Annotated in this window: 20 protein-coding genes; 11 read left to right on the top strand and 9 right to left on the bottom strand. The window is 73.6% G+C overall.

The window, feature by feature from the left end; translation table 11 throughout:
- The coding region (locus LNK82_RS03455; RefSeq protein ID WP_230565428.1) for a hypothetical protein at nt 1-325 on the bottom strand (325 nt) is incomplete at its 3' end.
- A 162-nt stretch (nt 326-487) separates the two neighbouring features.
- Nucleotides 488-646 (bottom strand): hypothetical protein, encoded by a 159-nt coding sequence (locus tag LNK82_RS03450; RefSeq protein ID WP_230565427.1) that lies wholly within the window; start codon nt 644-646, stop codon nt 488-490.
- A gap of 508 nt (nt 647-1,154) precedes the next feature.
- On the opposite strand from LNK82_RS03450, the gene LNK82_RS03445 reads away from it, so the two are divergent.
- Together LNK82_RS03445 and LNK82_RS03440 are read left to right on the top strand one after the other, a co-directional pair.
- The gene (locus LNK82_RS03445) at nt 1,155-3,176 is read left to right on the top strand and encodes a DUF8616 domain-containing protein (protein WP_230565426.1); all 2,022 of its coding nucleotides are present in this window, start codon (nt 1,155-1,157) and stop codon (nt 3,174-3,176) included.
- Nucleotides 3,169-4,053 carry a hypothetical protein gene (locus LNK82_RS03440; RefSeq protein WP_230565425.1) on the top strand — a complete coding sequence of 295 codons (885 nt, stop codon included), beginning with the start codon at nt 3,169-3,171 and terminating at the stop codon, nt 4,051-4,053. Before LNK82_RS03445 ends, LNK82_RS03440 begins: the two co-directional genes overlap by 8 nt.
- A 3-nt stretch (nt 4,054-4,056) precedes the next feature.
- Here the strand turns inward: LNK82_RS03440 and LNK82_RS03435 are convergent, their stop codons facing one another.
- The 4 genes from LNK82_RS03435 to LNK82_RS03420 form a co-directional block, all read right to left on the bottom strand.
- Nucleotides 4,057-5,325: a glycosyltransferase gene (locus LNK82_RS03435; RefSeq protein WP_230565424.1), complete on the bottom strand. Its 1,269-nt coding sequence runs from the start codon at nt 5,323-5,325 to the stop codon at nt 4,057-4,059.
- Entirely contained in the window at nt 5,322-7,535 is a 2,214-nt protein-coding gene (locus LNK82_RS03430; RefSeq protein ID WP_308257148.1) for a glycoside hydrolase domain-containing protein, read from the bottom strand. Before LNK82_RS03430 ends, LNK82_RS03435 begins: the two co-directional genes overlap by 4 nt.
- Nucleotides 7,536-7,741: 206 nt before the next feature.
- Nucleotides 7,742-8,731 (bottom strand): glycosyltransferase, encoded by a 990-nt coding sequence (locus tag LNK82_RS03425; protein ID WP_230565423.1) that lies wholly within the window; start codon nt 8,729-8,731, stop codon nt 7,742-7,744.
- A gap of 13 nt (nt 8,732-8,744) precedes the next feature.
- Nucleotides 8,745-9,755, bottom strand: a complete 1,011-nt coding sequence (locus LNK82_RS03420) for an Lrp/AsnC family transcriptional regulator (RefSeq protein ID WP_230565422.1) — start codon at nt 9,753-9,755, stop codon at nt 8,745-8,747.
- Between the two features lie 105 nt (nt 9,756-9,860).
- Here LNK82_RS03420 and LNK82_RS03415 point away from each other — a divergent pair, with 105 nt between their 5' ends.
- A complete protein-coding gene (locus tag LNK82_RS03415; RefSeq protein WP_230565421.1) occupies nt 9,861-11,024 on the top strand; it encodes a M20 metallopeptidase family protein in 1,164 nt (387 codons plus the stop codon).
- A gap of 6 nt (nt 11,025-11,030) precedes the next feature.
- Here LNK82_RS03415 and LNK82_RS03410 read toward each other — a convergent pair whose 3' ends face one another.
- The gene (locus tag LNK82_RS03410) at nt 11,031-11,633 is read right to left on the bottom strand and encodes a TetR/AcrR family transcriptional regulator (RefSeq protein ID WP_230565420.1); all 603 of its coding nucleotides are present in this window, start codon (nt 11,631-11,633) and stop codon (nt 11,031-11,033) included.
- A 78-nt stretch (nt 11,634-11,711) separates the two neighbouring features.
- On the opposite strand from LNK82_RS03410, the gene LNK82_RS03405 reads away from it, so the two are divergent.
- The 8 genes from LNK82_RS03405 to LNK82_RS03370 all read left to right on the top strand — a co-directional run bounded on the left by LNK82_RS03405 (nt 11,712) and on the right by LNK82_RS03370 (nt 23,236).
- On the top strand, nt 11,712-12,875 hold the full coding sequence (locus LNK82_RS03405; RefSeq protein WP_230565419.1) for a DUF418 domain-containing protein: 1,164 nt from the start codon (nt 11,712-11,714) through the stop codon (nt 12,873-12,875).
- A 64-nt stretch (nt 12,876-12,939) separates the two neighbouring features.
- A complete protein-coding gene (locus LNK82_RS03400; protein ID WP_230565418.1) occupies nt 12,940-13,968 on the top strand; it encodes a glycoside hydrolase family 10 protein in 1,029 nt (342 codons plus the stop codon).
- A 530-nt stretch (nt 13,969-14,498) separates the two neighbouring features.
- Nucleotides 14,499-14,651, top strand: coding sequence for a thiazolylpeptide-type bacteriocin (locus LNK82_RS03395; RefSeq protein ID WP_230565417.1), 153 nt, complete (start codon nt 14,499-14,501; stop codon nt 14,649-14,651).
- Between the two features lie 117 nt (nt 14,652-14,768).
- A complete protein-coding gene (locus tag LNK82_RS03390) occupies nt 14,769-17,222 on the top strand; it encodes a lantibiotic dehydratase (protein WP_230565416.1) in 2,454 nt (817 codons plus the stop codon).
- Complete coding sequence (locus LNK82_RS03385) at nt 17,219-18,784, top strand: hypothetical protein (RefSeq protein ID WP_230565415.1); 1,566 nt, start codon at nt 17,219-17,221, stop codon at nt 18,782-18,784. The genes LNK82_RS03390 and LNK82_RS03385 overlap by 4 nt, the downstream gene beginning before the upstream one ends.
- Entirely contained in the window at nt 18,781-20,487 is a 1,707-nt protein-coding gene (locus LNK82_RS03380; protein ID WP_230565414.1) for a TOMM precursor leader peptide-binding protein, read from the top strand. Before LNK82_RS03385 ends, LNK82_RS03380 begins: the two co-directional genes overlap by 4 nt.
- Nucleotides 20,484-21,650 carry a nitroreductase family protein gene (locus tag LNK82_RS03375; protein ID WP_230565413.1) on the top strand — a complete coding sequence of 389 codons (1,167 nt, stop codon included), beginning with the start codon at nt 20,484-20,486 and terminating at the stop codon, nt 21,648-21,650. The genes LNK82_RS03380 and LNK82_RS03375 overlap by 4 nt, the downstream gene beginning before the upstream one ends.
- Nucleotides 21,647-23,236 carry a thiopeptide-type bacteriocin biosynthesis protein gene (locus LNK82_RS03370; RefSeq protein WP_230565412.1) on the top strand — a complete coding sequence of 530 codons (1,590 nt, stop codon included), beginning with the start codon at nt 21,647-21,649 and terminating at the stop codon, nt 23,234-23,236. Before LNK82_RS03375 ends, LNK82_RS03370 begins: the two co-directional genes overlap by 4 nt.
- 130 nt (nt 23,237-23,366) lie before the next feature.
- Here the strand turns inward: LNK82_RS03370 and LNK82_RS03365 are convergent, their stop codons facing one another.
- Both LNK82_RS03365 and LNK82_RS03360 read right to left on the bottom strand, forming a co-directional pair.
- On the bottom strand, nt 23,367-25,343 hold the full coding sequence (locus tag LNK82_RS03365; protein WP_230565411.1) for a carbamoyltransferase family protein: 1,977 nt from the start codon (nt 25,341-25,343) through the stop codon (nt 23,367-23,369).
- Between the two features lie 50 nt (nt 25,344-25,393).
- A complete protein-coding gene (locus tag LNK82_RS03360) occupies nt 25,394-26,557 on the bottom strand; it encodes a macrolide family glycosyltransferase (protein WP_230565410.1) in 1,164 nt (387 codons plus the stop codon).
- Between the last annotated feature and the right edge of the window lie 132 nt (nt 26,558-26,689).

The following is a 26,689-nucleotide window of genomic DNA, read 5'->3' as shown; positions in this document are numbered from 1 at the left end:
CCGGCCGCGCCGACATCGACACCCCCTCCGGCAGCCCCGACACCAGCCCCTCCAACACCAACTCCCCCGGCAACAGCTCTTCCGGCACCAACTCCCCCGGCAACGGCAATCCGTCCACTTCGGACACTCCGGGCACCGGCACCACACCGTCGTCGAACCGGCCGGGCGACACCACTTCCACATCCGGCACCACCACCGATCCCACGACGTCCTCGGCGTCGCGGCCCGGCCGGGGCGACCCGACCGACGTGCCCACCCCGACCAGCCGCCCGGGACGCGACCCCGGCAGCCCCGACCACGACCTCCCACGCGGCAACAACCCCACCCCCGGCAACCCCGCCGGTTACGGCAACGGCAGCCCGAGCGGCGGTAACGGCTATGGCGGTGGGAGCGGCAGCGGCTCGCACAGCGCCGGCCCCAGCGGCGGATCGCACAACGGTGGCGGCGGCGGTTCATACAGCGGCGGCGGTTCTCACGGCGGTGGTTCCTACAGCGGCGGTGGCGGCAGCCCCGGCGGCGGCGCGCCGAACCCCGCGCCCGGACCACGCTTCGACCAGACGTCCGCGGCCAACGCGGCGGCCCCCGAAGCCCCGGCACGCCCCGACCAGCCGAACACCGGCGGCAACCCCAACACCGGCAACCCCAACACCGGTCCACAGCCCAACCAGCCCGGCCCGACCGGTGGCACCTCGCCGGCCGGCAACCCCGGCGGTGGCAACCCGGGTGGTGGCGCACACGGCGGCGGCACGCGTCCGGGCGGCGGCGGAGGCTGGACCGGCACCCCGGGCAGCCGGGGCGACCTGGGCTCCGGCATCCCGACCGCACGCGGCCCCGAACACGTCAGCCCGTCCTCACACGGGCCTTCCCGCACCAGCCCATCCCAGGCAGGTCCGTCCCCACAAGCAGGACCTTCACACGCAGGACCTTCACACGCGGGTCCCTCACACGCAGGTCCGCCGAACGCCGGTCCCGGCGCGCCTCACCACGGTCCCACCCCGCCCCGCACCGGTCCGGGAACACCGCACACCGGCCCCACCGGCAACGGCCCGGCCCACACGCGCCCGCAGAACGGCCCAACGCCACCGCCGGCCGGCCCGCCGCACCAGCGTCACGGCAGCCCGGACTTCACCCGACCCCGCGGCGGGGACGGCCCGATGCCGCACACCCCGAACCGACCGTTCGACGGCCCACCACCCCAGCGGCAGCCCGACACCCACACACCCACGCCACGCCGGGACCCGGACACCCAACTCCCGCCCCGCCGCGACCCGGACGGCGTCCCGGCCCAACGCCGCGACCCGGAAGCGTGGACACCGCCCCACCGCGATCCCGACCCGAACACCCCGCACACCGACTCGCCCGACCCGGACAGGCACAACAGCCCCGACGGCGACCGGCCGAGTATCGACGAAGCGCACGCCCGCCACGGTGAGACCACCCCCGCCGGCATCTCGCACCACCGGGGCGACCCCGACATGGGCGACCTGCCCCACCGCGTCCCACCCGACCCGCGCTACTTCACCGCCGACGTCCACATCACCCCCGACGGCCGAGCACGCATCGGCAACCACACCTGCACCCCCGAGCAGTACGGCGACCTGCTGCGCCGCAACGGCTGGGACGGCAGGACACCCATCCGCCTCATCGGCTGCGACGCCGGCACCAACGACTTCGCCAACCGCCTCGCCCGCCACACCGACGCCGACGTCCTCGCACCCACCAAACCCGCCTGGACCGACAGCAACGGCCGCGTCTACACCAGCGACGCCACCACCGGCCCCGACGGCAACCGCCACCCCAAGATCCCACCCAATGGCGAATGGCACACCCACCGCCCCGACGGCACCACCACCAGAACCAGCGAAGACGGCTTCGTCCCCGGCACCAAGGACGCCGACAAGCACGACCTCGACCCCACCGACGCCAAGGACCGCGCCGCACGCCCCGGTGACCGGGAGACGCCGACGCACCAGGACATCGACTGGAAGGAGCCGAAGCACACCCGGTCGGAGGACGTCACCGTCGACCAGCGCGAGCCGTTCTACGACCCACCGCAACACGACCGACCGCTGGAGCCGAACACCCGGTACCGGATCCACGACGACACCGGCCACCGCACGACCGTCTACACCGACGGCGGCACACCGCCCCGGATCACGCACGTCGACGCGCACACCCCGGACACCCGGATCGGCACGGACGCCAACCCGTTCGGCAACGCCGACGCGATCCACCCCCGCCCGGACACCGACTACCGGGTGCACACGGGCGGCGACCCGTTCACCTTCCGCACCGACGCCGACGGCCGGCCGCGGTTCGACCTGGACGACTTCGGCAGCCCCAAGGGCCCCGACTACGAACCCGGAGGCATGAAGTACCGCTCGGAGACGCTGGCGCACGACCCGAACCAGCGGCCGTTCAGCGACCGCACCGACCTCGAACCCGACTGCCGCTACGAGGTCACCCGCCGCACGCCCGAAGGCCACGTCTGGCACGGCACGTTCTTCACCTCGCCGGAGCTGAAGGACGGCAAGTCCCAGTTCACCCACATCGAGACGTGGACGGACAAGAACCCCGAGCTGGGCAACAAGCACACGATGCGCGACCCCTACTCCCCCGACCCGGTCGAGGCGCCCCGCGTCAACTCGACGCCCGACCCGGTCACCGGCCGACGGGTGGAGGGCCTGCCGCTGGCGGAGACGCGCTTCCAGACCGGCACGACCGTCTACCACACCGACACCAACGGCGTGTCGTCCATCGCCTTCACCCCGGACTACGGCGGCACCCACGTCTCCCGCGACACCGACGTGCAGACGCCGTCCGGCAAGCACGGCGAGATGATCTACGGCGACCAGCGCCGCGGCGGCCACCTCCAGGACCACGCCTCCGGCGGCGGCAACGAGGCGATCAACCAGGTCTCGCAGCTCTACCGCGAGAACAACCTGCGCCGTCCGGGTTCCGACGCGGCGAGCCGGTACAAGGACAGCTGGGCCCAGGTCGAGAAGGACCGCCGCGCCGCGGTGGACAAGGACGGCATCGTGGTCGAACGGGTCCGCGTCTTCTCGGCCGAAGCCAGTCAGGGCCGGGTGCCGGATCGGCTGTATGTTGTCGAGCAACGCCTGGACCCGAGCACCGGCAGGACGAGCTACCACTTCAGGAGTTCACCGAATGTCTGACCCGAACCCGCCGCAGGCGCAGCCGCCGACGCCGGCGGAGCGCGAGGCGGAGGTCAACCGGATCCTGCAGTGGGTCTGCGGGCGGCTGCTCGACCTCGCCCCGCCGGACGCGAAGCGGCTCGACCTCAAGGCCACCCTGGCGTCCTCTGTGGAGGACTTCGTCTACACGACGATCCTCGCCGACGGCTCGGCGCAGCCGCACGAGCTGCCGCGGGAGATCCACCCGGCGTTCAGCGACCTGCGCGTCCTGCTCTACGAGCCGGGTCAGGGCACCTGGTTCTCGGTGCGGCTCGTGGTGGACCCGCCGAGCACCTTCCGGGTGAACTTCAACTTCGACGTCGACCCGGTGTGGGATCCGCCGATCGGGCCCGAGGCGCTGGCCAAGGACCTGGAGGAGTTCCCGCGGGACGAGCTGCCCACCTGGTTGCGCGAAACCCTCACGGGTGAGAAGGCTCCCGTGCCCACCGGCGTGGACGCCGAGGAGCAGGGCCGCTACGCCAGGAGGATCGGCAACCAGCTGGTCCAGACGCTCCCGCCGGGCTGGGACTACGCCCAGGTGCACTTCCGCGAGATCGGCGACCACACCGAGACCAACGCCCTGGTGCACAACGTGGCGGGCGCGCTCGAACGCTGGTCGCCGCCGAAGGCCGTCGCCGACCGGTTCCGCGAGCTGCGCGCGGCGACCCGGGCCGACGACGCCTGGTACAGCGCCAAGTTCGAGCTCCAGGCCACCGGCGAGCAGAAGCTCGAGATGAACCGCACCGACGAGCCGACGTGGATCGCGCCGCCGCCGCCCGAGGCCTACCGGGAGGAGCTGCGGCTCTCCGGCGGCACCGAGGACGCGCTGCCCGACTGGTTGCGGGCCAAACTGGTGTGACGGTCAGCGGTGGACGGGCACGGACGTGGCGAACAGGTCGTCGAACACCCGTACCCGGTCGAACGACAGGGCGTGCGCCCTGGCCCGGTCCGCCATGGACCGCCGCTCCTCGACCGACATGTCCAGCACCGCCCGGTCGATCGCGGCGGCGAGGCCGGTGACGTCACCGGCTTCCACGATGATCGCCGTGCCGCCGACCGCCTCGCCGGTGCCGCCGGTGATCGTGGTGATCACCGGTCCGCCGCCCGCGAGCATCTTCTCGGTCAGCGCGATGCCGAACGTCTCCACGAAGTCCGGCTCCGGCTTGGTCGGCAACGCGTACGCGGCGCACCCGCGCATCAGCAGCGGTTTCTCCTCGTCGTCCACGTCGGACAGCAGCACCACCCGGTCGTCGCCCCGCGTGAGCGCCCGGACGTCCTCCAGCGCCGGGCCGTTCCCGGCGATCACGAGCTTCACCTCCGACCGCGCCCTCGACCGGGCGAACGCCGTCACCAGGTCGTGGACTCCCTTGGCCCGCGCCACCCGGGACAGGAACAGCACGTAGCCGTCACGGTCGAGGCCGCGCCGCGCGAGGGCGGCGTCCACCAGGGCCGGGTCGAGGTCCAGGTACGCGGACGTGTCGATCGGCGGGTAGCTGACCGCGACCCGCGCGCGGCACTCGTCGGCGAGCCGGGTGCCGCAGTGCGCGTCGACGGCCTCGGCGGCGGCCACGATCTCCTGCCGCGTGTACTCCGACACCGCGATCACCTGGTCGTTGGCCAGGAACGTGGTGAACAGCGCCACCGCCGCGCCGAACCGGCCCTCGCGCAGGCACGAGCGGATCACGTTGGTGACGTCGGAGCCGACCGCCTTCGCGATGGTGCGGACGTCGGGCGAGAAACCGGCCGCCCGCGCCACCGCCACGGCCTCGCCCACGACCGCCGTGTGCGGCACCAGGTACATCGACAGGCACGTGGTCGGCACCGGTTCGGCGAGCAGTTCGACCAGGCGGCCGGTGAGCCCGGCCAGGTACCGGCCGTCGGGCACCCGGTAGTCGCCGACCGGCTCCGGCCGCTCGACGGTGATGCCCGCGCTGTACGGCGTGATCCGGTCGAGCGGCTTGAGCGGCAGCCCGGCCGCCTGGAGCGCCGGCACCGGCCACGTCAGCAGCCGCACGTCGTCGAAGCCGCGGGTGAGGGCCACCTCGGCGAGGTTGCGCGCTTCTCCGGAGTGGCCGCAGATCACCGGATCGGCGCGGACCACGATGACGAGGCGGCGGTTCGGCGTGGTCATGGGCGCGCTCCCGGCGTGGACGGGTCGGACGGTGACGGCGGCCGGACCCGACGGCCCCAGGCCGAGGGTTCCGGGCCGAGTTCGAGTTGCAGCCGCCCGCCGGCGTGCACGTCGACGGCGCTCAGGTGCGCCACCTCCAGCGGCCGGCCGTCGAGCCGGGCGGACTGCACGTACTGCGGCGGTGGCACGCGTTCCAGCCCGTCGGAGCTGACCGGCGTCTCCCGGTGGCCCCTGGTCTCCACGACGAAGTCCCGGTCGCCGAGGTGCACGGTGGCGCGCGCGAACGCGGGCGCGTTGACCAGGAACAGGTTCTGCCCGGCGATCGGGAACAGCCCGAGCGAGGCCCAGACGTACCAGGAGCTGAGGCCGCCGGAGTCGTCGTTGCCCGGCAGCCCTCCAGGACCGGTGCCGAACTGCCAGGTCAGCGCCGCGTGCACGACCTCGGCCGTGCGGTCGGGCCGGCCCGCGTAGTGGTAGGACCAGGGCGCTTCCATGTCCGGCTCGTTGTTGAGCCCCTCGAACCGGTTCAGCGCGTAGCCGACCGCCATCTCGGCCGGGTCGGGCCGCCTGCCGGGCTGCGCCACCGGCGGCGCGCCGAAGCCGAAGAACGAGTCGAGCATCGCGACGAACGCGTCGTCGCCGCCGGCCATCGCGATCCGCCCGGCCATGTCGTGCATGAGCCGGAACGAGTAGTTCCACTTGCCGCCCTCGTAGAACGACGAGTCGTGCAGCAGGCCCGTGGCCGGGTCGAACGCGTTGGTCCACAGCAGGCTGCGCGCGGCGAGGTCGTCGGCGAGGCGGTGGTCGTTCAACGCCCGCGCGACGCCCGCCGTGCAGTGGTAGGCGTAGGCCAGGTCGAGGGTGTGCGAGATCGGGTGCACGACGCCGTGCTCGTAGAAGTCCTCGCCGTACAGCCGGCGCAGGTCGGCTTCCATGTGCACCAGCGCCCAGTTCCAGTCCAGGTCGCCGAGGCTCAACGCGTGCGCGTCGGCCAGCGCGGTGTGCACCAGCGCGCTCGCCTGCCGGAAGAACCGGTCCGCGCCGCGCGCCATCCGGTACCCGATCGGGAAGTTGCCCTCCTCCTCGCAGACCCGGATGAGCGACTCCAGCAGGTCCACCGCCCGGTCCGGCACGATCGCCGAGAGCAGCGGCAGTTGCGTCTTGTAGATGTCCCACATCGTGCAGACGTCGAACGCGAACGGACCGGACGTCGGCCAGAACGGGCTCTCGTCGTCGGCGAAGCACGGCTTGATCAGCGAGTGGTACAGGGCGGTGGCGAACACCTGCCGCCTGGCCGGCGACCCGCCCTCGACCTCGATCCGGCCCACGTGGTCGCGCCACCGGTCCGTGGTGCGCTCCCGGATCACGTCGAACGCGGCCGGCTGCTGCCCGCACTCCCGGTGCAGGTTGTCCCTGGCCTGGTCGCAGCCGCGCAGGGAGAAGCCGATCCGCACCTCGACGCTCTGCCCGGCGCCGGTCGGCCCGAGGAACAGCAGGCCGAACGGGCGCAGGGTGGTCTGCCGGATGCGGTCGAAGTCCAGCCGGGTGCCGCCCTCGATCAGCCTGCGGTCGTGCCAGAGCATCTGCCGCCAGCCCGGCGAGTCGACCTCGACGTGCACCGACAGCGGCACGCCCTCCACCACGACCGTGCCCTGCGCCCGGCCGTGGCCGAGGCTCTCCACGTGTGCGCGCAGTGGCACCGTGCGGCCGTGGTCGATGGCCAGGCCGCCGCACGACAGGTCGACCACGATGCGCGCGTTGCGGTGCTCCGGGAACGTGTACCGGTGGACCGCGACCTTCTCGCCGACGGTGATCTCGCAGCGGACGCCGGTGTCGAGCGTGGCCGCGTAGTACCCGGCCTCGGCGACCTCGTCGTGCAGCGGCCAGGCCTCGCCGAGCGCGTCCAGCTGCTGCACCATCGGCGTCACCCGGACGTAGTTGTAGTACTTGCGGATCGCGCCGGTGCCGGACTGCTGGAAGTGGGTGAACCCGGAGGCCAGCGACCGGTCGAACATCTCCTCCGGCAGGCCCTCGGTGTTCTTCGTGTACCGGCCGTAGCCGGTCGGGTAGGCGCCGGAGTAGGCGCAGGCGGACACCATGCCGAGCGGGGACGTCGCGCCCGGGTGGGTGTTGCCGATCTGCGCTTTCGGCCACCACCAAGTGGCCGCGAGACCCTGCGCCGGTGGCAGGGAGGTCGCGGCCGTTCCGATGAAGGGATCGATCTCGTTGAGGATGGCGAGACTGTAGGTCGCCGCCGGGCCGCCGGTGGTTTCGGCGACGTGAACTCGGTGGGAACGCCTGGCCGCCGTTCACCGGTCCGGGTTACCGGTCGGGGTGAGCATGGCGGGACCGCCTCGCCCGTTCACCGGTCCGGGTCACGACGACTCCGGGCCGGTTGTCGACTCGACGAGGTGGTTCAGCCGCGTCCGGCGTAGTCCGGGAGTCGGCGCGCGACGTCGTCCGGGCCGGGCATCCGGGCGATCTCCTCGGCGATCGCGCGGGCCGCTTCCGAGTGCCCGCCGGGCCGCGACACGGTCCGGACGACGGAGGCGAGGGCTTCCTCGCTCACCTCGTCCGGGAGCAGGCGCACACCGGCCCCCGCGGCGGTCACGGCGTCGGCGTTGGCGAACTGGTCGGCGCCCTGGGGCAGGATCAGCTGCGGCGCGCCGACGGCGAGCGCACCGAGCGTGGTGCCGCTGCCGCCGTGGTGCACGACGACGTCCACGTGCGGCAGCAGGTCGGCTTGCGGCACCCACTCGTGCAAGGTGACGTTGTCCGGCACCTCGCCGAGCTCCGCCGTGCGCACGCGACCGGTCGCGACCACCACGCGGGCGTCCAGCGCGGCGAGGGCCTTGATGGCCGTGGTCAACAGCTCCGCCGTGCCGAAGGCGGTGCCGAGCGTCAGGTAGACCAACGGCCGACCGTCCCGGGCGGGCAGCGCGCCCGGCTCCGAGAACGCGACGGGGCGCAGCGCGATCCGATCCTCGTTCGCCAGGAAGTCCTTGTCCTGCAACGAGGGCGGGCAGATGTCCACGTGCGGCAGTCCGGGCACGCTCTTCGTGGGCGGTTCGAGGCCGATACCGTCGGGGAACATGCGGCCGAAACCGTGCCAGAGACCGGGGATCCCGGCCCGCCGCGCGGCGATCGCCGCACCCGGCACGCCCCAGCCGTGCACCACGAGGTCGGGCTCCAGGCGCGCCAGGTCCGGCTCCAGGTCCTCGGCGTACATCTCGTAGAACGCGTCCGCGGGGCGGAACGGCCGCAGCCCGTTCGCGGCCAACGGCGCGTGCACCCCCTCGCCGGCGGCGAAGTGCACCTCGTGCCCGGCATCCCGGGCGGCGATCGCGAGCGGGATCATCGGGTAGGTGTGGCCCACGGAGGCGAGGCCGGCGAAGAGCACGCGCATGACCCGGAGCCTTTCACATTTCGTGGACGGCCCACGGGTCGACGGGCACCACGTCGGTGATCCGTCCCGCGTCGTCGAGCAGGCAGCCCATCCGCTTCACCGCGCGCAACGTCACGGCCCGGTCGGTGAGGGTGAGCGCGGGCAACCGCCGGGCGAGCTCCGCTTCGAACCGCTGGATGTCGCCCAGCGAACGCAGCCACAGCGTCATCACCAGGTTGTCCGCGCCCGTGACGGCCGCGCAGAGCCGGACCTCCGGCAGCCCGGTCAGCGCCGCCCCGGTCCGGTCCAGCTCGTCCGGCGGCACCCTGGCCCAGAACGTCGCCGCGATCGGTCGGCCGGTGATCGGCTGCGCGACCTCGCAGCGCAGTGAGAGCAACCTGCCGTCGACCATCTCGCCCAACCACCGGCGCACGGTCGACGCGCTCCGGCCGGTCCGGGCCGCGATCTCGGCCGCGGGGCTGCGCCCGTCGTCCAACGCGCGCAGCACCTCCCGGTGGTGCGGTTTCCAGACCGCACCACCGCCCGTCGCACGGCCCGCCGGGAGCTGCCGGGGCTCGAGCGCGCCGAGCCGCCAGCGGTTGCCCTCGCCGTAGACGGTGGTGACGGTGTGCGTGCGCGTCCGGCGCAGCCCCGGCAGGCCGTGCAGCCGGTGCAGCACGACGTGCGACAGGCTGGCGAGGTCCGGGGTCAGCACGGTGAGGAACAGGTCACGCCCACTGCTGATGACCGAGATCGAGACGATCTGCGGTAGGCGTGACAGCACCTCGACCGCGTGGGGGCGCGCCGTCGGTTCGATGTCGACCTCGATGAACGCGTTGCAGTGCTCCTTGGCCCACGACCGCACCTCGGGGTAGGCGGTGACGCGTGCGAGACCGGCGTCGGCGAGCCCTTGCCACCGCCGTGCGGCGGTGACCGGGTCGATGCCGAGCGAGCGCCCGACCTCCTGCCACGTCGCCCGCGGTGCCGCTTGCAAGGCGTGGACGAGCCGGAGGTCGGTCTCGTCGGATGTGAACGAATCCTGCACCAAAGTCCATCCTTGTGAGCGATCTTGACGATTCGAGGGTCGAGAGTGGCACCCGAAGTGATCCTTCGGCAAGTGCCCCGCCACCGACCCGAGGAGAGGACACCCATGTCGGCTAGCCAGAACGCGGCCCTGATGGACGACCTGGTGCGACTGCGGCGACAGCTGCACGCGGAGCCCGAGATCGGCCTGGACTTACCGCGCACGCAGGAGAAGGTGCTCGCCGCGCTCGACGGCCTGCCGCTGGAGCTGTCGCTGGGGCGGTCGTTGACGTCGGTGACCGGCGTGCTGCGCGGCGCGCGGCCGGGACCGGTGGTGCTGCTGCGCGCCGACATGGACGCGCTGCCCGTGCAGGAGCGCACCGGGCTGGACTACGCGTCCCGTGTGGACGGTGTGATGCACGCGTGCGGCCACGACATGCACACCGCGATGCTGGTCGGCGCCGCCCACCTGCTCGCCGCGCGCCGGGACGAGTTGGCCGGTGACGTCATATTCATGTTCCAGCCCGGCGAGGAGGGGTGGGACGGGTCGGCCGCGATGATCGCCGAGGGCGTGCTGGACGTCGCGGGTCGCCGGCCGGACGCCGCCTACGCGTTGCACGTGTTCGGCGCGGGCGTGCCGCACGGCGTGTTCTCCGCCCGTCCGGGCACCACGATGGCGGCCTCCGACGGGCTGGACGTCACCGTCGTCGGCGCGGGCGGGCACGGCGCCCGGCCGCACCGCGCCCAGGACCCGATCCCGGTGGCGTGCGAGATCGTCACGGCGTTGCAGGCCATGGTGACCCGCCAGGCCGACGTCTTCGACCCCGTGGTGGTGACCGTGGGGTCGTTCCACGCCGGGAGCAGGCGCAACGTCATCCCCGACACCGCGCGGTTCGAGGCGACCGTGCGGACGTTCTCCGCGCCGGCGAAGGCCAGGATCAAGGACGCGGCCGTCACGTTGGCGCGATCGATCGCGCAGGCGCACGGCCTGCGCGCCGAGGTGGACTACCGCGACGGCTACCCGATGACCGTCAACGACGCGCGGGAGACCGCGTTCGTCGCCGACACGATCGCCGACGTCTTCGACGGCCGCTTCCGGCCGCTGGCGAACTCGATGCCGGGCGCCGAGGACTTCTCCCGCGTCCTGCAAGAGGTCCCCGGCGCGTTCATCCCGTTCGGCGCGGGCAACGGCACCGACAACCACTCCCCCGTCGTCCGGTTCGACGACGCGCTGCTGCCCGACGGCGCCACCGTCCTCGCCGAACTCGCGCTGCGGCGCAGCGGCCGGTGAGACCCGTCAGGCGGGTGGGAAGCCCAGGGCCGGGAGGAGGGCCTCGTCCACGATCGCGACCAGTTCGTCCGGTGTCGGCACGCGGCCCAGGTCCATGGACAGCTTGAAGACCATCGCCTCGCCGATCTGGGTGGTGATCGGGGTCAGCCGGCGGGGGTCCAGGCGACCGTTGGCGGCGTAGTGGCGCAGGACCGTGGTGGTGAACGTGCCGCCCCTGGGGTCGAAGACGTCGCGGTAGAGGGATTCGGCGAGGTCCGGGTAGCGGTGGCGTTCGGACACGATCGCCAGCACGGCGGTGGCCGCCGGCGTCCGCATCCAGTCGGTCAGCACGGTGAGCGCCGCGATCAGGTCGGCGCGCAGGTCGTCCGCCTCGGGGGTCGGGACCTCCACCGGGTGGGCCCGGGCCACGGCGTCGACCAGCAGCTCGTGCGGTGTCGCCCAGCGCCGGTAGAGCACGGTCTTGGCGGTGGACGCCCGGCGCGCGATGCCCTCCATGCTCAGCCCGCCCAGCCCGACCTCGGCGAGTTCGGCGAGCGCGGCGTCGTGGATGGCCTGCACCAGCGCCTCGCCACGCCGTCGTTCCGGTGCCTTGGCAGCCGCTTTCTCCATGTCACTTCCGCTTCAAGACACGGTGTCGTATCTTATCGGCCAGATAAGCTACGCCACCGTATCCAATCGAGGTGTCCGTTGTCCCCATCTTCCGCCATGCTCGACCGGCCCCTCACGGGCGGACGCGCGCTGGCGCCCGACCTGGCCCGGGGCGTGATGCTGCTGATGATCGCGCTCGCCCACGCGCACATGTACCTGTCCGGCCACCCGACCGGGTTCCGGGCGTACGCACTGGACGGCGGCGCGCTCGACCGCGTCGTCACCGGGGTCCAGGTGGCGCTGGTCGACGGCCGGGCGATGCCCATGTTCGCGGCGCTGTTCGGCTACGGGTTCGTGCAGCTGGCCGGCAAGCGGACCGGTGACTGGCGCGACACGCGCCGACTGCTGCGCCGGCGGAGCCGGTGGCTGCTGGCGTTCGGGTTCGGCCACGCGCTGCTGCTGTTCTTCGGCGACATCCTCGCCGCCTACGGGCTGGCCGGGCTGCTGATGGTCGGCGTGCTGCGGTGGCGTGACCGCACGCTGGTGGTGGTCGCGGGCGCGTGGCTGCTCGTGCACGCCGCCGCGTCGTTGGTCAACGGGATGCGGATCGCCGAGTTCGGCGGTCCGTCGGGCATGGCCGCCGCGACCGACCCGGTGGCGGCGGTGGGTGAGCGCTTGGTGCTGTGGGGCGTGCTGACGCCGTTCCTGGTGGTGGAGCTGGTGGTCCCGTTCCTGCTCGGCGTGTGGGCCGCCCGCCGTCGGCTGCTGGACGAGCCGAGCCGCCACGTCGCCGCGCTGCGCGTGACCGCCCTCGTCGGCATCGGGTCGGCCGTGCTGGGCGGGCTCCCGCTGGCGTTGCTGGACGCTCAGGTGTGGACGCTCGGAGCGCTGTCGGTGCCCGCGTACGTGCTGCACGGCGTCACCGGCCTGGCCGGCGGGGTGGGGTACGCGGCGCTGATCGGTCTCGTGGCGGCGCGGGCAACCCGGCCGGGTCGGGCGCTGACCGCGCTGGCCGCGTGCGGACGGCGGTCGATGACCTGCTACCTGGTGCAGTCCGTCGTGTTCGTGGCGGTGTTCGTGCCGTACGCGGGCGGGCTGGGCACCGAGCTGGGCACGGCGGCGGCGTCCGGGATCGCGGTCGTCACGTGGCTGGCCACCGTCGCCTTCGCGGACGCGTTGCGCCGCGCGGACCGCCAGGGTCCGGCCGAATGGTTGCTGCGCCGGCTCACCTACGGCCGCAGGAGTTTCGAAAACGTTCGATAACCGTTGCCCGGCGCGGTGGTGCGCACCATCGTGGATCGCCACCGCGCCGGAAGGGGCCGTCGAAGTGCGAAAACTCTTATCCGCGTCCTTGATCACCGCGTCGTTGACCACGGTGGGGCTGCTGCCACCTGCCGGCGCCGCCTCAGCCACCACCCTCACCTCGCCCGCCACCACCCTCGCCGCGGCCGCCGAGCGCAGCGGCCGGTACTTCGGCGTGGCCGTCCAGGGGTACAAGCTGTCCGACCCGACGTACGCGGGCATCCTGGACCGCGAGTTCGCCGTGGTCACGCCTGAGAACGAACTGAAGCTCGACGCGACCGAGCCGGTGCAGGGCCGGTTCACCTTCGCGCCGGCCGACCGGGTCGTGGACCACGCCGTGCGGCTGGGCAAGCGGGTGCGCGGCCAGACGTTGCTCTGGCACTCGGCTCAGCCGTCCTGGCTGGCGAGCCTGCGGGGCGCGGCACTGCGGCAGGCGATGCTCAACCACGTCACCCAGGTCGCCGCCCACTACCGCGGCCGGATCCAGGCCTGGGACGTCGTCGGCGAGGTGTTCGCCGACGGCCCGACCGGCGCCCGGCGCGACTCCAACTTCCAGCGCACCGGCGACGACTGGATCGAGGCGGCGTTCCGGGCGGCACGGGCGGCCGATCCCGGCGCGAAGCTCTGCTACAACGACTACAACATCGAGAACTGGGTCCACGCCAAGACCCAGGCCGTGCACCGGATGGTGCGCGACTTCCGGGCGCGGGGCGTGCCGATCGACTGCGTCGGCCTCCAGTCGCACTTCACCGCCAACCACCCCGTGCCCGCCGACTTCGCCACCACGATCCGCAACTTCGCCGCGCTCGGCGTGGACGTGCAGCTCAGCGAGCTGGACATCGAAGGCTCCGGCGCCACCCAGGCGGAGAACTACCGCCGCGCGGTCACGGCCTGCCTGGCGGTGGACCGGTGCACCGGGATCACGGTGTGGGGCGTGCGCGACAGCGACTCGTGGCGAGCCTCGGGCACACCGCTGCTGTTCGACCCCACCGGCGCCCCCAAGCCCGCGTACACCGCCGTGCTGGACAGCCTCAACGGCGGCGCGTGCCGCTGAAGCCGAAACTCTCGTCCACATTGCGGGATGATCACGCCGCCCCGGCGGTCGACCGGTTGAATAACCGCCGGATAACCCACTACCGAATGACACTCACCACCGCGCCGAGGTGATCGGACCGTCGACGGTGTCGTCATCACCCATTTCGGGTCGCCGCGGTTCCGGTGCATTCGGAATCCCGCACCCCGACCGGGAAGTCCCGGTTCCGGCGATCACCGACGGATGGCGGATGCCGCGAATGGGCCAGTCGGACCACGGCGCCGCCGCCCGACGGCTGCTGAACCGTGCCGGGAGCAATCTACACCCGTTCCCGGGCGCGTCGCCGCCAATCGCACGCAATTACCCCGAGAACACCTTTCGGAGGTCCGAATAGGGGCATCCGCCCGGACCGATCGCCTTCACCCGAATGACCGGCGTGCACCCTTTCTCGAATCGTTTGGAATAGCGCTCGCGGGTCTTGTCGGTCTCCGATCCATCTGCTTAAGGTCGCGCTGCAATGCCCGACCCGGAACTGAATGAGGGAGGACGCCTTGGACCTGACTTTCGATGTCGAGGACTTGGTCCTGGACGAACTGGCCGTGACCACCATCGCCGACACGGCGCTCACGGACGGCGACCCGGTCGCGTCCACGGCCTGCTCGTGCTGCTCGTCGAGGCCGCACCTCGAGCCCAAGACCAAGTAGCCGATCCGGTGAGCTGACGCGCCCGCCACGCGGACCGTTCGTGGCGGCACGTCGATGTCCCACGTCGGGGGCGTCGGTTCCGACGCCCCCGATCACCCTCCCGCGGAGGTTGCGCGCATGGCCGGTGTGATCACCACCGAGTTGGCGCCGTACGCGATGGTCCGCGTGGCGGCGCTGCCCCACCCCGAGCCGCCGACGGGTGCCGCGGGTTTCCGGACCGCGATGGCCGCCGCGGTCGCGGCGCACTCCCGCATCCGCGAGCTCGCGCCGAAGGTGGCCGACGCGTTGCACGACAGCGCGGGCGACCACCCGGCCGGGTTCCACCGCCGGGTCGTGCTGCCGCTGCGGCGCGACGTGCACAACGACCGCTCGCCCCGTCCCGCGCTGCTGGCCGGGTTGGGCACGCTGCCCGAGCGGATCCCGCTGGTGGGGCGCTGGTTGGACGACCGGGCCGCGCTCGACTCCGCCACGGAGGCGGCGTTGGCCGCGTGGCCGGACGCACTGGCCGCCGAACGCGCCGTGCTGGCGCGGGTGTGCGAGGCCGAGCCGGTGCGGCTGGCCGGGGTGTTGACCGGCGCGGACCTGCTGCACGGCCTGACCCGCACGGCGGACGGCGGCGGCACGCCCGACCGCAAGGCCCGCAAGGTCGAGGCGACGGTGCTGCGCTACGCCTTGCGCGCCACGTCCAAGACCAGCCCGCTGTCCTGGTACACCCACGTCGGCTGGGGCTCCTGGGGCGACGGGCCTTGGCCGCGGGCCCGACCGGTGGCGCACACCGAGCTGAACCGCCTGCTGCTGACCCGGTTGGTCGCCGCCTTCCGCGATCGGCCGCACCGACTCGCGCCCGGCGTGCGCGAACGCGACGGCCGCGTGGTGTTCCGCCGCGACGCCCCGATCGCCCCCGCTCCCGACGCCCCGCCGTCGCGGATCGACATCACGCGCGAGGAGCAGGTGGACGTGGCGGCCACCGGGCCGTTGCGCTTCCTCGTGGCCGCAGTACGCGACGCCGGGCCCGACGGCCTCACGCCCGCCGAACTGACCGAGGCGCTGGCCGCCAGGGCGTCCACGCCCGAGGCGGCCACCGCCGCCCGCGCCTACGTCGAGCGGATGCTCGACATCGGCCTGCTGGTGCCCGTGGAGCCGGTGCACCCGCAGGACCCGGACGCGCCGACGGCGATCGCCGCGTGGTTGCGCGAGCTGGGCGCGCACGACGTGGCCGACCGGCTGACGCATCTGGTGACGACCACCGCCGCGTTCGCCACCGCGGACCCGCCCGAGCGGGCCGTCGCCACCGCCGAGCTCGCCGCGGGCTGGCGTGAACTCGGCGAACGGGTCGGCGTCGACCTGACCGGCATCGCGCCGGTGCTGGAGGACGTCCTCCTCCCGGAGCCCGTCCCGGCGCCCGCCACCGGCACCGGCACGCTGACTCGGCTCACCCCGCTGCTGGTCCTGTTCGACCAGCAGCTGCTGGTGCGCAGGCTGGTGCGCAACCGGTTCGTCGAGGCGGTCGGGCCCGGCGGCACGGCCTCCCTGGCGGAGTGCGCGGTGTTCCTGTCGAGCGTCTCGCCGGACGACGCGGACGAAGCGTCCGCGCGCGACCCGGGGATCGTCGCGCTCATGGAGTCCCGCGCGAAGATCGCGGAGGCGGCGCGTGCGGACGGCGGCGTGCTGTCGGACGACCTGCTGCACGAAGCCGCCCACCACGTGCCGGACTGGGTGCGCCGCCCCGGTTCGTACGCGTTCTTCGGCCAGCCGACGCGGGACGGGCGGCTGGTGGTCAACCACGTCTACCCCGGCTTCGGCAGGTTCCTGAGCCGGTTCCTGCGGCGGTTGCCCGGCGCGGCGGACGCGGTGGCCGCGCAGTTGCGGCGCACGCTCGGCGAGCGGTTCGCGCAGTTCCGGCCGCTGCACGGGTTCAACGCCAACCTGCACCCGCTGCTGGCCGCCCACGAGGTCGGCGAGGACGCCCGGTGGGCCGACCTGCCCGCCGACGAGCTCCAGGTCCGGCACGACCCGCGGACCGACGAGGTGAGGGTGGTGCACCGGGGCGAGCCGCTGGACGTGCTGTACGCGGGTTTCCTGTTGCCGCTGCTGATGCCCGACCGGTACCTCCCGCTGCACTCGGACCTGGCGTGCGGCTGGGTCCGCCTGGACGCGCTGCGGTCGAGCGAGGCCGACGGCGAGGTCGTGCTCCGCGGAGGGCTGCGCTACCGCGACGTGGTGTTGGCCCGCCGCACTTGGGACTTCTCCACGCCCCCGGAGCTGGGCTCCGACGAGGCGGTCGCACCGGCGGTGGTGCGGTTGCGCGCCCGGCACGGGCTGCCGGAGCACGTGTTCGTGGACGCCCGCGCCGCGTCGATGTCCGCCGATCACCTGGAACGGATGCTGATCCCGGCCAAGCCGCAGTACGTCGACTTCGGCAACGCCCTGCACCTGCGCTGCCTGCCCCGGCTGCTGGCCAAGTTCCCCGACGGCGTCGAACTGACCGAGGCGTTGCCCGTGCCGGGCGCGCAGTCCCCCGGCGGCCGGGTGCTCGAAGTGATCGCGGAAACGTACTGGGGGGTCTCGTGACGGACGAGCCGGTGGGCGGGGAGCTGCTGCGGCTGCGCCCGATCGTCCACGCCAGCCCGACGGACACCGGCCTGCACGTGCGGGGGTGGGCGACGGCCTTCACCGTCGGCGGTGGCAAGGGCCTGTGGACGGTCTGGCAGAAGCTGGCCGGACCGCTGACCGCGGGCGTGCCGCCGGAGCAGCTGACCGTGCTCGACCAGGCGCCACCGGCCGTGGCGGCGGCGCTGAAGATGATCATCGGCCAGCTGCGCGAGCACGACCTGCTGGTCCGGGTGCCCGCCTCCTGGGACGTCGACGGTCCGCCCGAGCACATCGCGCGGTGGCTGGAATCGGTGGCCGAACGGCCCGCGCGGGCGTGGGACTCGTTGCGCGGGAGCACGGTGACCGTCATCGGGTCCGGTGCGGTGGCCGCCGCCGCGCGCCGGGCGTTGACGGCCACCGGGTTGGCGGTCGCGCCGGTCGAGCCGGGGCCGGACCTGCTGCTGGTGTGCGGCGGGCACGCGATCGCCGCCCGGTGTGCGGCGGACGTCGGGTTCGTGGTCGCGCCCGGTGCGCGCGGCGACGTGCTGGCCGACGCCGAGGCCGTCGCCCACCGCCTCGACGGGTCGGCGGGTGAGCCGCCGGAGGTGCTGGCCGCGTTGGTCGGCTCGGCCGCGGCGCACCGGTTGGTGTGCGCGGTCGCCGGGCTGCCCGACCCGGCCCACGAGGCGGTGGACACGTCCGACTCGCCACCACCCGGTCCGGTGCACCAACCGGTGTTCGTCGCGCGGCTGGACCCCCTGCGGGCGGACTACCACCCGTGGCTGTCGGCGGTGCGTCCCGCGCCGCCGGCCGGGCGGCTCGTCGACGTGCTGGGCGATCCCGAACTCGGGCCGGTGCCCGCACCGCGCACCGGTGACCTGCCCCAGGTGCCGGTGAAGCTGGCCGTCTCGGGCGAGGTCGTCGGCTACGGCACGACCGAGCCGTCCGCCCGCCTGGACGCCGTGGTCCGCGCCGCGCACCGGCTGGCGCCCGACAACGCCGTGGTGGGCGCGGATGCCGTCCACGCGCTCGGTCTCGCGTTGCGCACCGCCGCCCGGTCCCTGCCGGGCGTCCCGGTCGACCAGGACGAGTGGCAGGCCGACGCGACCGCGCGGCGGTGGTGGAAGGCGGTGGTGCTGCGGTTCGCGCTGCCGGCCGAGGTGGTGGTGGACCGGCTCGGCGACGGGGTGGTGCGCGCGGTCGTCCGCTCGGGTGGCGTGGAACTGTCCTGGGCGGTCGAGGCGACCGCCGCCGACGCCGTGGCGTTCGCGGCGTTGGCCGCGGCGGGCCGCGCGCAGGCCGGCGGGTCGGAGCCGGTGGTGCTGTCCGGCGCGTTCCCGGTGGAGGAGCCGTACACGGCGGGCGTCGCGTGGACCGACCGGGCCTGGCACTGGCCCTACGGGCTGCGTGAGGTGGAGGACGCGTTGCAGCGCCGGTTGGCGGAGCTGTCGGGCGGCGTCGAGGTCAAGCCGGTGGCGTTGGGCCCGGTCCTGCACGCGGCCGGCCTGGTGGCGTTCGCGGTGCCGGGGGCGAGCCGGTGAGCGTGGTGTCGTTGACCGCCTACACGATCGGCGACCTGCGGCACGTCGGCGCGAACGGCGACGCGGTGCTGCCGATCCGGTACGACGGCGCGATGACGTTGCTGGGTCCGGTCGTCGGCGGCGGTCCGGGGGTGTGCCTCGGCTGCGCGGAGGACAGCCGGTTGGCCGCGCAGAGCACCGCGGTGCCGCGTCGTGACGAGGGCCTGCGGTTGGGCGGCGTGCCGTCGCCGGCGCACGGCCCGCTGGTGGAGGCGCTGACCGAACTCGTGCTGGCCGATCCGGACGCCTACCGCGACCGCGTGCTGGCCGTCCGCACGGACGTGGGCTCGGTGACCGAGCACCGGGTGCGGACCCGTCCCGAGGGCTGCCCGGTGTGCGGGCCGCTGCCCGACGACACCGCCGAGACCGCGGTCGTGGTCCGCGAACCGGTGCCGGTGCCGCCGGGAACGTTGCGCGGTCCGAACCCGCTCACCGGTGGCGACGCGGTGCGCGACGCGTTGGTCGACCGGCGGCACGGACCGGTGGACCGGCTGTCCCGCGTCGGCGACGGGCCGCTGCCCTCGGTGAGCGCGCGGATCGTGAGCGACGACGGGCCGCAGGCCGGTTTCGGGCGGACGGCCACGTTCGGCGAGGCCGAGCGGGTGGCGTTGTTCGAGGCGGTGGAACGGCTCGCCGGGATGCGTCCCCGGCGCACCCGGACCGTGCTGGAGGCGTCGTTCGCCGACCTGGGCCCGGACCGGGCGGTCGAGCCGACCCGCTTCGGCCTGCCGGACTTCCCGTCGCCGCACGTGGTGCCCTACGCCCCGGAGGTCCGCACGCGCTGGGTGCACGGGTGGTCGTACTCGCGCGGTACCGCCGTGGCGGTGCCCGAGCACGTCGTCTACTGGGGCGGCACACCGGGACCGCGGTTCGTGAACGAGACCTCCAACGGCTGCGGCACGGGCAACAGCCTCACCGAGGCCGTGCTGCACGGGTTGTTCGAGGTCGCCGAGCGGGACGCGTTCCTGATGGCCTGGTACCAGCGGACGCCGTTGCGCAGCATCGCGGTGCGCGACGGGCTCGCGCTGCACCTGTCCGACCGGCTGGAGCAGCTCGGCTACCGGCTGGAGTGCTACGACGCGACCAACGACCTGGCGGTGCCCGCGGTGCTCGCCCTGGCCCGGCACACCGGTGACGGGCCGTCCACGCCGCGGGCGTTCTTCGCGGCGGGCGCCGGGGTGGACCCGGATGCCGCCGTGCGGTCGGCGGTGGTGGAGGTGGCGGTGGACGTCGAGTCGGCCGCCAGGCGCGCCCGCGTCGACCCGGCGGAGTACGAGCGGGAACGGCTGTTGCGGATGCTGCGAGAACCGGAGCTGGTCCGCACGATGGAGGACCACGTGACGGTGAACGGCCTGCCCGAAGCCGCCGACCGCTACGACTTCCTGCGTCCGGGTGACCCGGTGACGCCGGCCGCGCCCGACGTGCCGGGGCACGACCTGGACGCGTTGCTGGAGCACTACGTGACCGCGTGGGCGGCGCTGGACCTGGAGGTGATCGCGGTGGACCTGACCGATCCGGTGGTGCGCGACGGCCTCGGCCTGCACACGGCGAAGGTCGTCGTGCCGGGCACGCTGCCGATGACGTTCGGCGAGCACGACCGCCGCACCCACGGCATACCGCGACTGCGCGCCACCGGTCCCCTGCTGCCCCACCCGTTCCCGTGACCACCGCCGACACGCCGCCCGCCGCCAACCCGATGCTCACCAACGGCAAGCCGCCCGCCGCCAACGCGCTGACCGCAGCCGACGCCCTCGCTGCCGCGTACCGGCACGGCCCCGGTCGGGACATCACCTCGGTCCCGGAGCCGCGGCCGACGCCTCCCCCGCCGGGACCGCGGGTGGCGTTGACCGGGCTGGCCCACCTGGGCCGGTTCGGGGCGGCGCTGGCCCACCTGCTGACGGACGTGGCCACGCCGCAGCGGTGGGAGCCGTGGAACCCCTACAACGACCACCGGGCGTACCCGTCCGCGCGATCGGCGTTCGCGGTGGACGTCGCGCTGGTCGTGGACGGTCGGTCGTGGGTGCTGGACCCGGCGCGCCGGGCGCTCGTCGGCGGCGCGCCCGAACGGCTCGGCACGTGCGCCCGGCTCGACCTCGTGCGCCGCCCCGAGCGCTTCTCCGCGGGGTACGGCGAGTTCGCGGACGTCCTGGTGGAACTGGAACTCGGGCACCTGCTCGCGGCCCTGGCGGACCGCGCGGCTCGGCTGGGGCTGCGGGCGCACGTGGTCGGTGAGGGCGTCGAAGTGTGCTCGGATCGCGAGACCGGCGCACCGGGGCCGCCACTACCGGTGCGCAGTTCCGGGTTCGGGCCGCGCGGAATGTCCGCCGATCCACGACCTCTCCCTGTCTCGGCGTTGCACGCGGTGGTCGCCGCCCTGCCACGCCTCGCGCACGTGCGGCACCGGTTGGCGGTGCGCAACGTCGAGGGCGTGCCGGACGGCTGGTACGAAGGTGATCGCCTGGTCGGGGAAGGGCCGGTGGTGGCGCGGCTCCGGGACGCCTTCCAGCACCCGCCGGACATCGTGGACGTCGGCAGCGCCAACCTGGCCCTGGTGATCACCGGCGACCCGCTGGCCGCGGTGGCCGAATCCGGGCCCGACGGCTACCGGGCACTGCTGCGCGCCGCCGGTTCCGCCGCCCAGCGCGTCGGCGCGACCGCCGCGGAGGCGGGCCTGTTCTGCCGCCCGTTGCGCAGCCTGCGCGACGAGGAGTTGGAGGCGCTGGTGCGTGCGCCGGCCGGGCACAGCGTGCTCTACCTGCTCGTCGCCGGCCGCGCGCGGGCCACCGGTTTCACCTACGACCTCACCCCGCTGGAGGAGCTGCCGTGACGTGGACCGGGCTGCACGTGCGGCTGTCGTGGCGGGTCGAGCACGTCGACGCGTTCATCGCCGACGTGCTCGCGCCCGCGATGGCCGAGCACCGGGCCGCCGGCCGGATCTCCGACTGGTTCTTCCTCCGCTACTGGCGGTCCGGGCCGCACCTGCGCGTCCGGCTGCGCGACGCCGCCGGGCACGCGGACGTGATCGCCGAGCAGTTGCGGGACCTGGTCGCGGCGGCGGGTCATCCCGAGGTGGACCCAGACACCTTCCCCGCCGCCCTCGGCGTGGCGGGCGAGGACTTCCTGCCGCACGGCGACGTGCGCGAGGTGCCCTACGAACCGGAGGTGGAGCGCTACGGCGGGCCGGACGCGATGCCGATCGCCGAGGAGGTCTTCTGCCGCAGCACGGACGTCGCGGTCGCGGTGCTGCGCGCGGTCCGCACGCCGCAGGCCAAGCTCAGTGCCGCGGTGGAACTGGTGATGGCCACGACGTCCGCGCTGGGACTGGACCGCCCGGCGGCGGCCTCGTGGTTGCGCACCCTGGCCGCGTCCTGGCGGACGAGCCGTGAACCCGCCTCCGCGCCGACGATGTCCTCCCACCTGGCCGCGCACCGGTTGCACGCCACCGGTGCGGCGCGGTTGAGCGCCCGGTGGGACCGCGTCGAGTCCGCGCCGACCGGGGCGGTGGCGTACTGGGCGCGGCAGGTGCGCGCCGAGCTGCCGCGCCACGTCTGGGGGTCCCAGCTCCACGTGCTGCTCAACCGGCTGGGCATCGGGGCCGACGAGGAGCGCACGATCTGCTGGCTGGTCGCGGCCACCGCGCTCGCGCCGACGGGGGTCGCGGAGTTCCACGCCGACGGCGCCGACGCGCCGGACCGCCGCTACCTGGAGGCGAGCAAGTACCGGCCGGAGGTCGAGGAGCAGCGACCGCGCAAGGACGGTTCCCACGACCGACCCGCGTTCCCACCGTGGCGGCGGGCGGTGCGGCTGCCCGACCCACCGGACACCCCGGCGTCGTTGCGGGAGGTCCTGCGCGACCGCCGCACCGGCCGGGGCGACGCGCTGCACGGGCCGCTGGACGCCGCGCGGTTGGCGGCACTGCTGTGGACCGCGCACGGCCGGTTGCCCGACGGCAGGCGTCCGCACCCCAGCGCCGGCGCCCGGTACACCGCGCGGCTGCGGCTGGCGGCGTGGTCCGTGGACGGCTTGGAGCCGGGTCTCTACGACGTGGACGAGGGCGACCGGCGGTTGGTGGCGGTGGCGCCCGCGCCGACGGTCGAGGACGTGGAGCGGACGTCGAGCTGGTTCGGACCGGGCGCCGCGCTGACCGGAGGCGTGGACATCGCCACCACGCCGGCACTGCTCGGGCTGCACGTGCGGATCGGCGACCTGCGCCGCGACTACGGGCTGCGCGCCGTGCGGCTGGGGTTCGCCGAGGCCGGTCACCTGGCGCAGAACCTGGCCCTGGTCGCGGCCGGCCTGTCGTTGTCGCTGGGGCTGGTCGGCGGGTTCTACGACGACCTCGCGCACGACGTGTTCCTGCTGGACGGCGTGGACGACACCCTGGTCTACCTGCTGCCGGTCGGAACCTCCTGAGAGTCGGTGAACGTCGAAGGCGGCGGCTCGCCGGCGGTCACCGCCACCGCGGTGGTGGACAACGGATCCGCCGGCGACGCGCCGCTCTTCGACGACCCGCGCGGTCACCCGCCGCGGAGCCGGAAGCGGCTCACCGCTTGGGCGTGAGGGTGATGAACCGCCGCTGCCACAGCGCCAGGATCTCGGCGCGCGCCTCGTCGGTCAGCTCCCCCGCCAGCGAGGCGATCGTGGCCTCGCCGTCCACGGCGGCCAGCAGGTCGAACACGGCCGGTGAGACGGTCGTCGAAGGGCCGAACGAGAAGTTCAGGTAGACCTCGCCGCTCACGTCGTCACCCGGCTGCCAGTCCTTGCGCAGCCGGGTGTCCGGGCGGAACGCGGGCACCAGGTCGTCCAGCGCGCGGTCCACCGGTTCCCGTCGCCGGACCAGGAAGTCCTCGACCACCAGCACGTCGATCTCCGTGGTCAGGAAGCAGGTGAGCGCGTCGTCCACCGACTGCACGATCGGCTCGGCGTTGTTGTTGAACGACGTGTTGAGCACCACGGGCGTGCCGGTGAGTTCACCGAACCGGGTGATCAACCGGTGGAAGCGGGCGTTGGCCTCCGGCGAGACCACCTGGACCCGCGCGGTGCCGTCGACGTGGGTCACCGCGCCGAGCTCGGCCCGCCGGTCCTCTTGGACGTGCACCACGAACGACATGAACCCGTGCTCCGCGGCGGTGCCGGTGAGGTCGAAGTAGGTGGCCGCCGCCTCCGTCGTGACGGCGGGCGCGAACGGCCGGAAGGCCTCCCGCTTCTTCACCATGGCGTTGATCCGGTCCCGGTTCTCCACCGGGCGGGCGTCGGCCAGGATGCTCCGGTTGCCCAACGCGCGCGGCCCGAACTCCGAACGCCCGTGCGCCCAGCCGACCACCGCGCCGCCGGCGAGCAGTTCCGCCGTCGCGTCGACGATGTCCGCGGGCCGCTCGACGTCCACGATCCCGTTCCACGCCGACAACTGCCGCTCGACCTCGTCCGGTGTGCCGAGGTCGCGGCCGAGGCTCGCGGAGGTCAACCGCGCGACTCGGGTGAGCGGTGCGCCGAAGTGCCGGGCGGCGACGATGGCCGCACCCTCCGCCGAGCCCGCGTCGTTCGACGACGGGTGCACGAAGACCTCTTCGAACAGGCCCGAGCGCAGGATCACCCCGTTGAGGCTGCTGTTGTGCGCGACGCCGCCGGTGAAGCACAGCCTGGTCGCGCCGGTCTGCCGGGCCCAGTGCGTGATCACGTGCATGGCCACGGTCTCCAGCATCTCCTGGAGCCCGGCGGCGAAGTCCTTGTGCTCCTGCGTCACCGGTTCGCCGGCGGTCCGGGAGGGGAACCCGATCGCGTAGAACGGCGCCACGGTCGGGTTGATGTCCGGCAGGCCCGGGATCAGTTCGTAGCCACCGTCGGGGAGCAGCGCGTAGAGGCTGCGGAACTGCTCGCGGTAGGTCGCCGGGTCGCCGTACGGCGCCAGCCCCATGACCTTGTACTCGTCGCCGAAACCGTAGCCGACGTGGCCGATCGCGTCCTGGTAGAACAGGCCGAGCGAGTGCGGGACCGGGTAGGACCGCAGTTCGCGCATCTCGCCGTCCCCGGCGGCGAAGACGGTGGTGGAGACGTCCTCGCCGCGGCCGTCCATGACGACGACCAGCGCGTCCGACATGCCCGACCGGGCGAACGACGACCAGGCGTGCGCGAGGTGGTGGCGCGCGAACACCGCCCGGTCGGGGGCGAGGTCCCAGTCGAACCGGGTGCGCAGCCGGTCCAGGAGGAGGTCCTTGCCGGAGCCGACCTGGTAGACGGGCGCCGTCAGCTGGAAGTTCCGCAGGCCCTGGTCCAGGAGCTCCTCGGTGAAGTAGTAGCCGACGGCGTCGACGTCCTGCGGTCGGACGCCGGCCAGGTCGAGGCAGGCGCGGACGGCGCCGGTCGGGAACCTGTTCGTCTTCTTGATCCGGTTGTACCGCTCCTCCTCGACCGCGGCGACGAGTTCGCCGTCGGCCACCAGGCAGGCGGCGGCGTCGTGCATGTAGCTGCGGAACAGGTCCGGTAACAGGTCGAAGTGTCCACTGATGCCCAACGTCAGCATGGCTCTCCCACTCCACTCGCTAGGTCGGTGCTACTCGTCGTATGGCCGTGCTACGCGCTGAGCAGCTCCTCCAGCGCGTTCGCCGCCGCGGGCGCACCACCGCTGGAGCGGACGACCTCGCCCATCTCCGCCACGGCCGCCCGGTTGGCGGACGCCGCGGACACCGCCGCGCGCAGCCCGGCCGGCGTCTGGTCCTCCACCGTGACCCCGAGGCCCAGCTCGGCGGCCCGTGCCGCGATGGCCCGCTGCTCCGGGATCTGGGGCACCGTCACGAACGGCACGTCGTGGTACAGCGACTCCATGATCGAGTTCATGCCCGCGTGGCTGAGGAACACCGAGGCGTGCCGCAGCACGGCCACCTGCGGCACCCGCCGGTGCGCCGAGATGTTCGCGGGCAGCGGTCCGAGCCGGGCGGGGTCCAGGTCGCCGATCGACATCACGACCTCCCACGGCTCGTCGGCGAACGCCTCGACGCACGCCCGGTAGAACTCCGGCCGCGAGTTGAACACCGTGCCGAGCGAGATCAGCAGCACCGGCGAGGCGGACCTCGGCGACCACTCCTCGGCGTCCTGCCAGCTGCCCAGCGACGGCCCCACGAAGTGGAACCGGTCGTCGAACGTCTCGGCGGACAGCTGGAACGAGCGCGGCACGAACACCACGTTCATCGGCGCGACGTGGCCGAACATCAGGTTCGGGTCGTCGAGGAAGCTGAAGCCGGAGGCGAACTTCGCCATCCGCTCGATCGCCGCGACCAGCTCCGGGTGCTGGTGGTCGAACGACGGCGGCAGGTACACCTGCGTCGCGGAGAACGTCTCGTTCTCCGCGAACGTGGGCACCAGCGCCACCTCGGGCACGCCGAGCAGGTTGGCGAGCATCCGCCCGGTGAAGGTCACCGAGTCGTAGCAGACCACGTCCGGCCGGTCGGTCTCGAAGTGCGCGGCCAGCACGGGGAACGACACCTCGGCGTCGTCCAGGAAGTACCCCAGGGTCACGGCGAGCTGCTCGGCGGTGAACTCGCCGCGCGCGTCCAGGTCCGGCGGCAGCTCCGACGGCAGCACGACCGGCGTCGCGCCCGCCCTCGTCGCGCCGTCGGCGGTGGCGGGCCCGGTGGCGTAGCTGACCCGGTGGCCGCGCCGGACCAGCTCCTCCACCAGCGGCAGGGTGGGGTTGACGTGCCCGGCCGCGGGCGCGCTGACAAAGGCGAAGTGCGCCATCAGTTCTCGGCGAGGGAGCACACCGCCCTGACCGCGGGGTGGATCGCCGACACCGTGCGGGGCCGGTCGTCCTCGCCCGTGCCGGGCATCCCTCGCCACCTCCCCTCGGTTAGCAGGCTTGTGGTGCATGCG

It is taken from the genome of Saccharothrix luteola, from assembly GCF_020859565.1.
Classification (GTDB): Bacteria; Actinomycetota; Actinomycetes; order Mycobacteriales; family Pseudonocardiaceae; genus Actinosynnema; species Actinosynnema luteola.
This window is presented reverse-complemented; position numbering and strand designations above follow the sequence as displayed.

Excerpts from the sequence above, each read along its gene's own strand:
- LNK82_RS03425 (WP_230565423.1), bottom strand. The coding sequence starts at position 8,731 with ATGCGCGTGCTCTTCGCCGGCCTCGCCTCCGTGGGCCACACCTACCCG.
- LNK82_RS03445 (WP_230565426.1), top strand. The coding sequence starts at position 1,155 with ATGCCGCACACCCCGAACCGACCGTTCGACGGCCCACCACCCCAGCGG.
- LNK82_RS03410 (WP_230565420.1), bottom strand. The coding sequence starts at position 11,633 with ATGGAGAAAGCGGCTGCCAAGGCACCGGAACGACGGCGTGGCGAGGCG.
- LNK82_RS03435 (WP_230565424.1), bottom strand. The coding sequence starts at position 5,325 with ATGACCACGCCGAACCGCCGCCTCGTCATCGTGGTCCGCGCCGATCCG.
- LNK82_RS03365 (WP_230565411.1), bottom strand. The coding sequence starts at position 25,343 with ATGCTGACGTTGGGCATCAGTGGACACTTCGACCTGTTACCGGACCTG.
- LNK82_RS03390 (WP_230565416.1), top strand. The coding sequence starts at position 14,769 with ATGGCCGGTGTGATCACCACCGAGTTGGCGCCGTACGCGATGGTCCGC.
- LNK82_RS03360 (WP_230565410.1), bottom strand. The coding sequence starts at position 26,557 with ATGGCGCACTTCGCCTTTGTCAGCGCGCCCGCGGCCGGGCACGTCAAC.
- LNK82_RS03440 (WP_230565425.1), top strand. The coding sequence starts at position 3,169 with ATGTCTGACCCGAACCCGCCGCAGGCGCAGCCGCCGACGCCGGCGGAG.
- LNK82_RS03415 (WP_230565421.1), top strand. The coding sequence starts at position 9,861 with ATGTCGGCTAGCCAGAACGCGGCCCTGATGGACGACCTGGTGCGACTG.